This window comes from Turicibacter sp. St.80E1 (assembly GCF_059728495.1).
In genome coordinates this window covers 2,302,501-2,315,000 of record NZ_AP039386.1, presented here as the reverse complement: position 1 = coordinate 2,315,000, position 12,500 = coordinate 2,302,501, and the positions used below count along the sequence as shown (strand labels likewise).

At 43.8% G+C, this 12,500-nt stretch carries 4 protein-coding genes, 17 tRNA genes, 4 rRNA genes and 1 CRISPR repeat array (2 of these 26 only partly in view); all 25 genes read left to right on the top strand.

The window, feature by feature from the left end; translation table 11 throughout:
- Positions 1-938, top strand: a 23S ribosomal RNA gene (locus AC6I0I_RS11190); it begins 1,956 nt to the left of the window's first position.
- A 173-nt stretch (positions 939-1,111) separates the two neighbouring features.
- Positions 1,112-1,220: ribosomal RNA gene (rrf, locus tag AC6I0I_RS11185) — 5S ribosomal RNA — on the top strand.
- A 12-nt stretch (positions 1,221-1,232) separates the two neighbouring features.
- Positions 1,233-1,309 (top strand) — tRNA-Asn (locus AC6I0I_RS11180).
- A gap of 9 nt (positions 1,310-1,318) precedes the next feature.
- Positions 1,319-1,395 (top strand) — tRNA-Glu (locus AC6I0I_RS11175).
- Between the two features lie 14 nt (positions 1,396-1,409).
- Positions 1,410-1,485 (top strand) — tRNA-Val (locus AC6I0I_RS11170).
- 6 nt (positions 1,486-1,491) lie between these two features.
- A tRNA-Thr gene (locus AC6I0I_RS11165) sits at positions 1,492-1,567 on the top strand.
- Between the two features lie 8 nt (positions 1,568-1,575).
- Positions 1,576-1,649 (top strand) — tRNA-Trp (locus tag AC6I0I_RS11160).
- Positions 1,650-1,651: 2 nt separating this feature from the next.
- Positions 1,652-1,727, top strand: a tRNA-His gene (locus AC6I0I_RS11155).
- Positions 1,728-1,742: 15 nt separating this feature from the next.
- Positions 1,743-1,816 (top strand) — tRNA-Cys (locus AC6I0I_RS11150).
- Between the two features lie 15 nt (positions 1,817-1,831).
- Positions 1,832-1,920, top strand: a tRNA-Leu gene (locus tag AC6I0I_RS11145).
- A 12-nt stretch (positions 1,921-1,932) separates the two neighbouring features.
- Positions 1,933-2,008, top strand: a tRNA-Thr gene (locus tag AC6I0I_RS11140).
- Positions 2,009-2,024: 16 nt separating this feature from the next.
- Positions 2,025-2,109 (top strand) — tRNA-Tyr (locus AC6I0I_RS11135).
- Between the two features lie 8 nt (positions 2,110-2,117).
- Positions 2,118-2,192: transfer RNA gene (locus tag AC6I0I_RS11130), tRNA-Gln, on the top strand.
- Positions 2,193-2,197: 5 nt separating this feature from the next.
- A tRNA-Lys gene (locus tag AC6I0I_RS11125) sits at positions 2,198-2,273 on the top strand.
- A gap of 41 nt (positions 2,274-2,314) precedes the next feature.
- Positions 2,315-2,403 (top strand) — tRNA-Leu (locus AC6I0I_RS11120).
- Between the two features lie 8 nt (positions 2,404-2,411).
- A tRNA-Arg gene (locus AC6I0I_RS11115) sits at positions 2,412-2,488 on the top strand.
- A 7-nt stretch (positions 2,489-2,495) separates the two neighbouring features.
- Positions 2,496-2,572, top strand: a tRNA-Pro gene (locus tag AC6I0I_RS11110).
- A 20-nt stretch (positions 2,573-2,592) separates the two neighbouring features.
- Positions 2,593-2,668 (top strand) — tRNA-Ala (locus AC6I0I_RS11105).
- Positions 2,669-2,712: 44 nt separating this feature from the next.
- A 23S ribosomal RNA gene (locus AC6I0I_RS11100) occupies positions 2,713-5,606 on the top strand.
- Between the two features lie 173 nt (positions 5,607-5,779).
- Positions 5,780-5,888 (top strand): 5S ribosomal RNA (gene rrf, locus AC6I0I_RS11095).
- Between the two features lie 128 nt (positions 5,889-6,016).
- Positions 6,017-6,090, top strand: a tRNA-Gly gene (locus AC6I0I_RS11090).
- Between the two features lie 170 nt (positions 6,091-6,260).
- Complete coding sequence (gene cas9 / locus AC6I0I_RS11085; RefSeq protein ID WP_202618815.1) at positions 6,261-9,611, top strand: type II CRISPR RNA-guided endonuclease Cas9; 3,351 nt, start codon at positions 6,261-6,263, stop codon at positions 9,609-9,611.
- A gap of 148 nt (positions 9,612-9,759) precedes the next feature.
- Positions 9,760-10,662 (top strand): type II CRISPR-associated endonuclease Cas1, encoded by a 903-nt coding sequence (gene cas1 / locus AC6I0I_RS11080; RefSeq protein ID WP_161832898.1) that lies wholly within the window; start codon positions 9,760-9,762, stop codon positions 10,660-10,662.
- 11 nt (positions 10,663-10,673) lie between these two features.
- Entirely contained in the window at positions 10,674-10,982 is a 309-nt protein-coding gene (cas2, locus tag AC6I0I_RS11075) for a CRISPR-associated endonuclease Cas2 (RefSeq protein ID WP_237658998.1), read from the top strand.
- Positions 10,979-12,031: a CRISPR-associated protein Csn2-St gene (gene csn2-St / locus AC6I0I_RS11070; RefSeq protein WP_262953411.1), complete on the top strand. Its 1,053-nt coding sequence runs from the start codon at positions 10,979-10,981 to the stop codon at positions 12,029-12,031. Before cas2 ends, csn2-St begins: the two co-directional genes overlap by 4 nt.
- Before the next feature lie 51 nt (positions 12,032-12,082).
- Positions 12,083-12,500: a CRISPR direct-repeat array (repeat unit 36 nt; unit sequence GTTTTAGTACCCTTAAGATTTTAGCTACTGTAAAAC); it runs 1,199 nt beyond the window's last position.

Here is a 12,500-nt window from a genome sequence, read left to right as displayed (position 1 = left end):
ACCCGCACGAAAGGCGTAACGATCTGGGCGCTGTCTCAACAAGAGACTCGGTGAAATCATAGTACCTGTGAAGATGCAGGTTACCCGCGACAGGACGGAAAGACCCCGTGGAGCTTTACTGTAGCTTGATATTGAGCACTGGTGACACATGTACAGGATAGGTAGGAGACGAAGAGACCAGGACGCCAGTCTTGGAGGAGTCGCTGTTGGGATACTACCCTTGTGTTACTGGGGTTCTAACCCGTGGCCATGAGCTGGTCAGGGGACAGTGTCAGGTGGGCAGTTTGACTGGGGCGGTCGCCTCCCAAAGAGTAACGGAGGCGCCCAAAGGTTCCCTCAGAATGGTTGGAAATCATTCGAAGAGTGTAAAGGCAGAAGGGAGCTTGACTGCGAGACCAACAAGTCGAGCAGGGACGAAAGTCGGGCTTAGTGATCCGGCGGTACCGAATGGAAGGGCCGTCGCTCAACGGATAAAAGCTACCCCGGGGATAACAGGCTGATCTCCCCCAAGAGTTCACATCGACGGGGAGGTTTGGCACCTCGATGTCGGCTCATCGCATCCTGGGGCTGTAGTCGGTCCCAAGGGTTGGGCTGTTCGCCCATTAAAGCGGTACGCGAGCTGGGTTCAGAACGTCGTGAGACAGTTCGGTCCCTATCCGTCGTGGGCGTAGGAAATTTGAGAGGAGCTGTCCTTAGTACGAGAGGACCGGGATGGACACACCGCTGGTGTACCAGTTGTTCTGCCAGGAGCATAGCTGGGTAGCTACGTGTGGAAGGGATAAACGCTGAAAGCATCTAAGCGTGAAGCCCCCCTCAAGATGAGATTTCCCATTCGAAAGAAGTAAGATCCCTTGAAGACGACGAGGTAGATAGGTCAGGAGTGGAAGTTTGGTGACAGATGAAGCGGACTGATACTAATCGATCGAGGACTTAACTAAATAGGAAAGGCAAAAACGAGCGGTTATCACAGGCAGAAAGTGAAAAGAACTGAGGAATCACGAAGGTGATGAACAGTTATTGAACTTTACCACTGTGATGCGAGAGTTGCCGGACAAGAAGAAGTAAGCAGAAGATATCTAGTTTTGTGAGATTGATGAAATCTGACAGAAGGTCTAGTGATAAGGGCAAGGAGGGCACACCTGTTCCCATACCGAACACAGAAGTTAAGCTCCTTAGCGCCGAGGGTAGTACGCAAGTGCGAGAGTAGGACGTCGCTAGGCCATAAATAAAAAGCCTCAATAGCTCAGTTGGTTAGAGCACTTGACTGTTAATCAAGGGGTCCTAGGTTCGAGTCCTAGTTGGGGCGCCATTAAAAAATGGCCCGTTGGTGAAGCGGTTTAACACACATGCCTTTCACGCATGCATACACGGGTTCGAATCCCGTACGGGTCACCATTAAAGATAAAAGTGGAGGATTAGCTCAGCTGGGAGAGCATCTGCCTTACAAGCAGAGGGTCGGCGGTTCGAGCCCGTCATCCTCCACCATAAAGAGCCGGAATAGCTCAATTGGTAGAGCAACTGACTTGTAATCAGTAGGTTGCGGGTTCAAGTCCTGCTTCCGGCACCATTATAAATAGGGGTGTAGTTTAACGGTAGAACAGCGGTCTCCAAAACCGTTAGTGTGGGTTCGATTCCTGTCACCCCTGCCATGGCGATTGTGGCGAAGTGGTTAACGCATCGGATTGTGGCTCCGACATTCGTGGGTTCGATTCCCATCAGTCGCCCCATATCTTATATGATTAGGCGCCATAGCCAAGTGGTAAGGCGTGGGACTGCAACTCCCTGATCATCGGTTCAAATCCGATTGGCGCCTCCAATTAGATAGTAATGTGCCTGGGTGGCGGAACTGGTAGACGCACAGGACTTAAAATCCTGCGGGTGGTGACACCCGTGCCGGTTCGATTCCGGCCCTAGGCACCAATTTAATAAAGAGCCGGAATAGCTCAATTGGTAGAGCAACTGACTTGTAATCAGTAGGTTGCGGGTTCAAGTCCTGCTTCCGGCACCATATAATAAAAGAATACGGTGGGGTAGCGAAGTGGCTAAACGCGGCGGACTGTAAATCCGCTCTCTGAGAGTTCGGCGGTTCGAATCCGTCCCCCACCACCACTTAAGAATGGGCTATAGCCAAGCGGTAAGGCAACGGACTTTGACTCCGTCATGCGCTGGTTCGAATCCAGCTAGCCCAGCCAATGATGTCCTGCTAGCTCAGTTGGTAGAGCATCTGACTTTTAATCAGAGGGTCAGAGGTTCGAGTCCTCTGCAGGACACCATTTTTTTAACTGAAAAAGAGTACATAAAGCATAGATAAAAAGCCTGGGTGGCGGAACTGGTAGACGCACAGGACTTAAAATCCTGCGGGTGGTGACACCCGTGCCGGTTCGATTCCGGCCCTAGGCACCAACTAAATAGCGCCCATAGCTCAATTGGATAGAGCGTTTGACTACGGATCAAAAGGTTAGGGGTTCGACTCCTCTTGGGCGCGCCATAAAAAACGGGAAGTGGCTCAGCTTGGTAGAGCACCTGGTTTGGGACCAGGGGGTCGCAGGTTCGAATCCTGTCTTCCCGACCATTAAAAAAGAAAAAGAGAATGGGGACTTAGCTCAGCTGGGAGAGCGCCTGCCTTGCACGCAGGAGGTCAGGGGTTCGATCCCCCTAGTCTCCACCAAAAAGAATTGATCTTTGAAAACTAGATATCTTCTGAAGAAGAAAAGTTAAGTAATAAAGGGCGCACGGAGGATGCCTAGGCACTAGGAGTCGAAGAAGGACGCGACAAACGGCGAAACGCCTCGGGGAGCTGTAAGTAAGCAAAGAGCCGGGGATATCCGAATGGGGAAACCCGCTAGTGGTCATACGCTAGCACCGTATGGTGAATCAATAGCCATAGAGGAGACAGACCCAGGGAACTGAAACATCTAAGTACCTGGAGGAAAAGAAAGAAACATCGATTCCCCAAGTAGCGGCGAGCGAACAGGGAGGAGCCCAAACCGGAGTAATCCGGGGTAGAAGGACCTTCAGAAATGACTGAACATGATAGCCGAATGGTCTGGGAAGGCCAACCGGAGAGGGTGAGAGTCCCGTAGGTGAAATTGTGTGAAGCAGGGAAGGGATCCTGAGTACGGCGGGACACGAGAAATCCCGTCGGAAGCAACGAGGACCATCTCGTAAGGCTAAATACTACCTAGTGACCGATAGTGAACCAGTACCGTGAGGGAAAGGTGAAAAGAACCCCGGAAGGGGAGTGAAAGAGAACCTGAAACCGTGTGCCTACAACTAGTCAGAGCCCGTTAAAGGGTGATGGCGTGCCTTTTGTAGAATGAACCGGCGAGTTACGATATCGTGCAAGGTTAAGTTGAAGAGACGGAGCCGAAGCGAAAGCGAGTCTGAATAGGGCGAGGAGTACGATGTTGTAGACCCGAAACCGTGTGAGCTAGCCATGAGCAGGCTGAAGGTCAGGTAACACTGACTGGAGGGCCGAACCAGGGCACGTTGAAAAGTGCTTGGATGACTTGTGGCTAGGGGTGAAATTCCAATCGAACACGGATATAGCTGGTTCTCTCCGAAATAGCTTTAGGGCTAGCCTCGATAAGAGTCTACTGGAGGTAGAGCACTGAATGGGTGATGGCCCCACCTCGGGGTACTGATCTCAATCAAACTCCGAATGCCAGATAGATATAATCGGGAGTCAGACTGTGGGTGATAAGGTCCATGGTCAAAAGGGAAAGAGCCCAGACCGCCAGCTAAGGCCCCCAAGTGTCCGTTAAGTGGAAAAGGATGTGGAGATGCACAGACAACTAGGAGGTTGGCTTAGAAGCAGCCATCCTTTAAAGAGTGCGTAATAGCTCACTAGTCGAGTGACTCTGCGCCGAAAATGTACCGGGGCTAAACGGACCGCCGAAGCTGCGGATTGACACGAAGTGTCAGTGGTAGGAGAGCGTTCTAACAGCGGAGAAGCAGTACCGGAAGGAGCTGTGGAGCGGTTAGAAGTGAGAATGCCGGTGTGAGTAGCGAAAGATAGGTGAGAATCCTATCCATCGAAAGCCTAAGGTTTCCAGGGGAAGGCTCGTCCGCCCTGGGTAAGTCGGGACCTAAGGTGAGGCCGAAAGGCGTAGCCGATGGACAACAGGTAGAGATTCCTGTACCACTTAATAAACTGAAGGAGTGACGGAGAAGGCTAAGTTGAGCGTGTGAATGGATTCACGTGTAAGCAGTGAGGTGGTCATGTAGGCAAATCCGCATGGCGAAACATTGAGCTGTGATGCCGAAAGCCCGCAAGGGTGAAGTCAGCTGATGTCACGCTTCCAAGAAAAGCTTCTAGGGATAATTTATTAGGTGCCCGTACCGATAACCGACACAGGTAGGCGAGGAGAGAATCCTAAGATGAGCGAGAGAACTCTTGTTAAGGAACTCGGCAAAATGACCCCGTAACTTCGGGAGAAGGGGTGCTTGTGAAAGCAAGCCGCAGTGAAAAGGCCCAGGCGACTGTTTATCAAAAACACAGGTCTCTGCTAAACCGCAAGGTGATGTATAGGGGCTGACGCCTGCCCGGTGCTGGAAGGTTAAGAGGAGAGGTTAGCGCAAGCGAAGCTTTGAATTGAAGCCCCAGTAAACGGCGGCCGTAACTATAACGGTCCTAAGGTAGCGAAATTCCTTGTCGGGTAAGTTCCGACCCGCACGAAAGGCGTAACGATCTGGGCGCTGTCTCAACAAGAGACTCGGTGAAATCATAGTACCTGTGAAGATGCAGGTTACCCGCGACAGGACGGAAAGACCCCGTGGAGCTTTACTGTAGCTTGATATTGAGCACTGGTGACACATGTACAGGATAGGTAGGAGACGAAGAGACCAGGACGCCAGTCTTGGAGGAGTCGCTGTTGGGATACTACCCTTGTGTTACTGGGGTTCTAACCCGTGGCCATGAGCTGGTCAGGGGACAGTGTCAGGTGGGCAGTTTGACTGGGGCGGTCGCCTCCCAAAGAGTAACGGAGGCGCCCAAAGGTTCCCTCAGAATGGTTGGAAATCATTCGAAGAGTGTAAAGGCAGAAGGGAGCTTGACTGCGAGACCAACAAGTCGAGCAGGGACGAAAGTCGGGCTTAGTGATCCGGCGGTACCGAATGGAAGGGCCGTCGCTCAACGGATAAAAGCTACCCCGGGGATAACAGGCTGATCTCCCCCAAGAGTTCACATCGACGGGGAGGTTTGGCACCTCGATGTCGGCTCATCGCATCCTGGGGCTGTAGTCGGTCCCAAGGGTTGGGCTGTTCGCCCATTAAAGCGGTACGCGAGCTGGGTTCAGAACGTCGTGAGACAGTTCGGTCCCTATCCGTCGTGGGCGTAGGAAATTTGAGAGGAGCTGTCCTTAGTACGAGAGGACCGGGATGGACACACCGCTGGTGTACCAGTTGTTCTGCCAGGAGCATAGCTGGGTAGCTACGTGTGGAAGGGATAAACGCTGAAAGCATCTAAGCGTGAAGCCCCCCTCAAGATGAGATTTCCCATTCGAAAGAAGTAAGATCCCTTGAAGACGACGAGGTAGATAGGTCAGGAGTGGAAGTTTGGTGACAGATGAAGCGGACTGATACTAATCGATCGAGGACTTAACTAAATAGGAAAGGCAAAAACGAGCGGTTATCACAGGCAGAAAGTGAAAAGAACTGAGGAATCACGAAGGTGATGAACAGTTATTGAACTTTACCACTGTGATGCGAGAGTTGCCGGACAAGAAGAAGTAAGCAGAAGATATCTAGTTTTGTGAGATTGATGAAATCTGACAGAAGGTCTAGTGATAAGGGCAAGGAGGGCACACCTGTTCCCATACCGAACACAGAAGTTAAGCTCCTTAGCGCCGAGGGTAGTACGCAAGTGCGAGAGTAGGACGTCGCTAGGCCATAAATAAAGAAAAGTACAAGTGAGCGATTATCTTCGAATAAAACTTAGCGAACACAGAAATGGCTGAAAGCCATGAGAGCGTGCGTAAGTTTATAGAGAAGATGCAAACGGTACTAGACAAAAAATGCGGGTGTAGTTTAATGGTAGAACTTCAGCCTTCCAAGCTGACTGTGAGAGTTCGATTCTCTTCACCCGCTCCAAATAGCCAATTAACATCCTTCGGGGTGTTTTTTTTTTAATCTTATATTAATGGACTAACCTTTATTAGGTTAGTTTTTTTATATTACAAAAACTCTAAATATGTGAAAAAATGTGCTTTTTTAAATGTTATATGATATTATTGTGGTAATAATGATATAGGAGGATGGCTATGGGACTTTCATTAGGATTAGATTTAGGAATAGGTTCGGTTGGATACGGGCTTATTGATATCGAGGATGGAACTATTTTAGAAGCTGGTGTGCGACTTTTTTCTTCTGTTAATCCAGAGAATAATCAAACGCGTCGGGGTTCAAGACAGGCACGACGTCTTAATCGTCGGAAGGTTCATCGATTAACGCGTATTGCGCATTTGTTAGAAGAGAGCGGATTTTTCCGTGGTGATGTTATGGCACTGACGCCGTATCATTTAAGAGTTAAAGGATTAAGTGAGAAGCTAAGTCGTGAGGAGTTGTACGCTGCTTTATATAACTTGGCTAAACATCGTGGAATTTCCTATTTAGAGGATGTTGAGCTAGATGAGGCGGATGGAAGTTCGTTAAGTCATAACGTTGAGTTGTTGAAGGAGTACTATCCATGCCAAATTCAAATGGCTCGATATGAGACGTATGGTCAAATTCGAGGGATTATTGAAACTTTTACTAAGGAGGGTGAACCCGAGTTATTAGTTAATATTTTCCCTACCTCAGCTTATGAAAAGGAAGCGCGAGCGATTCTTTCGAAACAAGGTGAATTTTATCCGGAAATTGATATAAAATTTGTTGAATCGTATATAAAAATTTTAACAGATAAACGCCTTTATTATGTCGGACCTGGAAATGAGAAGTCACGTACCGATTATGGAATTTATCGTGAAAATGGAGAAACACTAGATAACCTATTCGATATTTTAATTGGAAAGTGTACAGTGTATCCTGATGAACGTCGTGCAGCAAAATTTTCTTATACAGCTCAGTTATTTGATTTTCTCAATGACATGAACAACTTGTCTATTGCTGGTGAAAAGTTAACAGAGGATCAAAAACGCAGTATTTATCAGCAAATCATGTCTTCTAAAACGGTTAATATGATGAAGATTATCATGAAGGTGACAGGGTGTATTAAGGAAGATATTAAAGGATTTAGGGTCGATAATAAAGATAAACCAGAATTTCATACTTTTGAAGCTTATCGAAAGTTTAGAAATAAGATGAAAGAGGTCAATGTTGATATTACCACCTGGAGTGATGCTGGCTTTGATGAGCTCGCTGTCCAGCTAACGTTGAGTACAGAATATAAACAAATTGTTGAGCAAGTGAAGAAGTTAAATCTATTATTAAGTGATGAGGCTATCGATGCGATTGCCGATTTTAGAAAGAAGAATGGGACGCTATTCTCTAAATGGCATAGTTTATCGTTAAAAGCGATGCATGAAATTATGGATGATCTATGGTCAACTCATAAGAATCAAATGCAGTTATACACCGAGTTGGGTGTGTTTAAATCGAATAAGGATCTCTATAAGGGACTGAAATATATTAAGAAAGAGATGTTGCTCGAAGAGATTTACAATCCAGTTGTTCGGGGTTCGATTAGTGAAAGTATTAAGGTCATCAATATGATGCTAAAAAAATATGGAGCGTTAGATAAAATTGTTCTTGAGATGCCACGAGATGCTAATGAAAAGGAAGAAAAGAAACGATTAGATCAAGCGAAAAAGGATAATAAGACCCACAAAGATACCGCAATTAAAGTGGCCCAGGAGGAATATGGTTTTAGCGAAGAGGCTTATCGCCATCATCAAGATTTAAATACGAAGCTGCGTTTATGGTATGAGCAAGGAAAGTGTTGCCTCTATAGTGGAAAAACGATTAAAGTGATGGATTTAATTATGAATCCGAACCAGTTTGATATTGACCATATTATTCCTAAGTCTATTTCCTTTGACGATAGCTTAAATAATAAGGTGTTATGTTATGCGAGTGAAAATCGTTGGAAAGGGAATCAAACGCCATTCCGTTATTTTAAACGAAAACAAAATTCGCAGTGGAATTATGACAAGTATAAAAGCCAAATTGTTAAATTGTACAATGATGGAAAAGGGAAGTTGACTCGGGCTAAAATGGATTTATTATTATTCGAGGAGGATATTAATAAGTACGAAGTGCGCCGACAGTTTATTAATCGTAACCTGGTAGATACACGTTATGCTTCACGCGTTGTTTTGAATACGTTACAAGACTTTATGTCCGTTAATTATCCGAATACAACGGTTGGGGTTGTGCGTGGAAAGTTTACGGCTCAATTAAGAAAGCATTGGGGTATTAAAAAAGATCGTGATGAAAGCCATTCGCACCATGCGATTGATGCGCTAACCGTAGCATGCGTTCCATACCTCAGCCTGTGGAAGAAACAAGACATCTTTAAGGAAGAGGATATTCGTGTGGATGATTATTCAGTGACGGTGAATGAGGAGACGGGGGAAATCATTGAAGATAGTTATAATCAGTTAGCGTATCAACCCCCATTTGAAAAGTTCTTTACCGGTTTACGTCGGGTTTCACTCGAATGTCGTTATTCATACAAGGTAGATCGCAAGTTTAATCGTCAGGTGGCGGATGCGACTATTTACTCGACACGCCAAGGGGTAGTGAAGGAAACAAAAGGTGAGAAGAAGTTTGTGCTAGATCCTGATAGTAAAGAGCACTATGTGGTGGCGAAGATTAAGAATATTTATGATGACGCAGATGCGAAACGTTTTATGGATCGTTATAAAAAAGATAAAACACAGTTTTTAATGTACCATCATGATCCACAAACCTTTGCGATTCTAGAAGATGCGATAAGACAATATTCAAAAGAGAAAAATCCATTTGCGATGTATCGTGAAGAGCATGGACCGCTTCAAAAATATGCGAAAAAAGGAAATGGACCAGAAATTAGAAGTGTTAAATATTTCGATAAGAAACTAGGGACTCATATTGAGTTAAAGCAAGAACATGAAAAAAATCGAAAGGTTGTTTTACAATCATTAAATCCATGGCGTAGTGATATTTATTACAACAAGAAAGAAAATCGGTATATGGTCGCGGGGATAAAGTATGCTGATTTGTCTTACCAAAAGGGAAGTGGGGAGTATGGGATATCTCTTCAAAAATATCAACAGGTTTTAAAGTCGGAGAAAATTTTGTTGAGTCTTGAAGAGTTAGAAGCTATTCTTAACGGGGAATCGACGGATTCTAATTACGAATTCTGCTTCTCGTTGTATAAAAATAATTTACTTCAATGGACGGATGAAAAAGACCAGGTGCATCAATATCGATTCTTGTCACGAAACTTGAGTAATTCGAATATGATTGAGGTTAAACCAATTGAGAAGTCTAAGTATGAGAAACAGGCTTTAGGAAGGAAAACTTTAACAAAAGGAATTCACGATTTTTATAAAATTGAGGTGGATGTACTAGGATATCAGTATTTTATTAAACGAGAAAAGTTAAAATTATCGTTTAAATCTTCTTGTTAAACCTTGTGAATTATTATATAATAAAATTGCAAGGACGCTTGCACAGTAGCTAAAATCTTAAGGATCTACTAAAATAAGGCTTTATGCCGAAATCAGCCCCCGCTTCGGGGGCTTTTTTGTATTTAAAAATAAAATAGGGGGTATTGGTATGAGTTGGCGTAGTGTGTTGATTGAGGATGGCGAGTATTTAAAGTTAAAACTAGATAATTTGGTCGTGGATAAAAATAATAAGCAGTATACGTTGCCTCTTGCGGATCTTTCGGTGATTGTGGTCGATGGCCAACGGACATCGATATCTACGAGGTTGTTAACGCATTTAAGTAAATATAACATTACGTTAGTGACGTGCGATGAGTCTCATCATCCCTGTGGGATGTTTAATACAATGGTGGGACATGTGCGGGCGAGTAAGCTCATTCACCGTCAAATTGCTTTAAAAGAGGAACTTAGAGATTTGATTTGGCAACAATTGATTACATTTAAAATTCGTAATCAGTTAGCGGTCCTTGTGGAATTTGAACGAGACGATGTAGCGATGGAACGACTGAACCAATATGTTCAAGAGGTAAAACCGTATGATCGAACGAATCGTGAGGGACATGCGGCGAAGGTATATTTTAACGCCCTGTTCGGAAAAGACTTCACTCGTCAACAAGACAATACAATTAATGCATGTTTAAACTATGGGTATTCGATTATTCGTGCCCATCTTTCACGATTGGTGGTAGGGTATGGACTCTCCCCATTGCTTGGGGTTTTTCATCGAAGTGAGTATAATGCTTTTAATTTGGTGGATGATTTAATCGAACCTTTTCGACCGTTTGTTGATTATATGGTGTATAAATATTTTAAAGATGAACGTTATTTTAAAAGTGAGCATCGGCAGGCACTCATTGGATTGATGACGAAGCGTTGTCAGTATAAGGGGGGAAATTATACGCTACAGATGGTACTTGAAAAGTATGTGATGGATTTTGTTGCAGTATTAGAGCATGAAAAGTTAGAACGATTACAGGAGCCGAGCTTGCTGGGATTTGAGGAATTAGTATGAGGTATGATGTGATGAGAATATTATGTTTTTTTGATTTACCAACGGAGACGGCGACCGAAAAGCGAGCGTATCGTCAATTTCGTAAATTATTAATTTCGAATGGATTTGAGATGTTACAATATTCCGTTTATGTGAGGACATGTCCCAATCGCGAACACGCGAAAAAGTTTTATCGGATTATTAATCAAGAAGCACCTGAGCATGGACATATTCGTTTATTAATGGTCACGGAAAAGCAATTTGAGGATATGGCGTTGATAATCGGAGTGAAAAATCACCAAGAATCAGTCATTGGAACGAATAAGGTGGTCGTCATATGAAAAATTACTCGTTTAAACATCCCTTAATGGAACGAGTGGATCATAGAGGGGAGAATTTTATTCAACTAACTGGGCGTAATCGAAAGGCTCAGTTATACTTAAAGCAGGTGCTAGAATTTTCAGTGCTCGGTCATCGGTATAACGAACTTGAGGCGGAGTCATTGGGGAATCAAGAACTCATTTGGTGCTGCGATGAGAAAGTCATTAAAAAGGGTGAGTATCACTATATTAAAATTGCTTCACGTGAAGATTTGTTGTACCAGTTAAGTGGAAGAAAGGGATCCCTACTTGCGACCTTTTTAGAGCAAGTGAATGATGGGGTCATGGTTGCCGATTATCTTGCACAAATAAATGAACTCTTAGAGCGAGTAGCCATTGAGTACCAGAGACGATGTGCAGATTACGGACTTGATTATGAATTTGAAATTAAACCCATGACGCTATCGCTACTTACTCAACAACATTTAATTGCCTATTTAAGTCATTACGGGGTATATAGTTCGGAATTTATGGAAACTAATTATTTATTAGAGGTATTTCTTAAGATTCTAAACGTTCTATTGGAACGAACGGCAACCCGTTATTTAATTTGCTTGGAACATTTATCTCAATTAATTTCTTCTGAGGAGATTGTCCGTATATTAAAGAATCTGAAACAATTAAGTGAAGATTATGACTTAATGATTGTAAATATTGGACGGGAACCCGACGATCTTTTAGTTGAGAAGGAGGATTTAGAAGCTATTTTGATTTGTGGGGATCAAGAGTGCCAGTCTTTCTATGATTGGACAAGTATTTTGGAGTATATTGAACGACATTATCCTGCTTTATTCCAATGGCGTGAAGAGGAGTTACTATTGACCCTAAAACGAGTGATTCCATATCTTTTAAGTAAAGAAGGAGTTCGACATGTTCATCGCCAGCGGGATTTAGTAGTATTTATTTTATTAAATGAGGGATTTTGTTTCTATCAGTATCATTCTGACGAAATTGATGAACTTTCCCCACTCGAAATGAATTTTTTAAGGGAAAAGCTTTATAAATCTTAAGGGCTACGTTATAATTTAATCAAGTGCTAAAGCCTTGACGATTAATTTGAGGTTTTAGTACCCTTAAGATTTTAGCTACTGTAAAACCATATTAATCACCTCCTTTAAATCCATTTTGTTTTAGTACCCTTAAGATTTTAGCTACTGTAAAACAAAGGTTGGGCGTCATTCATTAACATGGTTGTTTTAGTACCCTTAAGATTTTAGCTACTGTAAAACCGAAACAACGTTTTTGATTAGTACAAGCCGTTTTAGTACCCTTAAGATTTTAGCTACTGTAAAACTGCCAACATCAAAAGTTAAATCCTTTCATTGTTTTAGTACCCTTAAGATTTTAGCTACTGTAAAACAAACGACTTGTAAAGTCGTCGTGCATTCCGGTTTTAGTACCCTTAAGATTTTAGCTACTGTAAAACGTAAATTAGGAGATAATCGCTATATCTCGGTTTTAGTACCCTTAAGATTTTAG

Excerpts from the sequence above, each read along its gene's own strand:
- cas9 (WP_202618815.1), top strand. The coding sequence starts at position 6,261 with ATGGGACTTTCATTAGGATTAGATTTAGGAATAGGTTCGGTTGGATAC.
- cas1 (WP_161832898.1), top strand. The coding sequence starts at position 9,760 with ATGAGTTGGCGTAGTGTGTTGATTGAGGATGGCGAGTATTTAAAGTTA.
- cas2 (WP_237658998.1), top strand. The coding sequence starts at position 10,674 with ATGAGAATATTATGTTTTTTTGATTTACCAACGGAGACGGCGACCGAA.
- csn2-St (WP_262953411.1), top strand. The coding sequence starts at position 10,979 with ATGAAAAATTACTCGTTTAAACATCCCTTAATGGAACGAGTGGATCAT.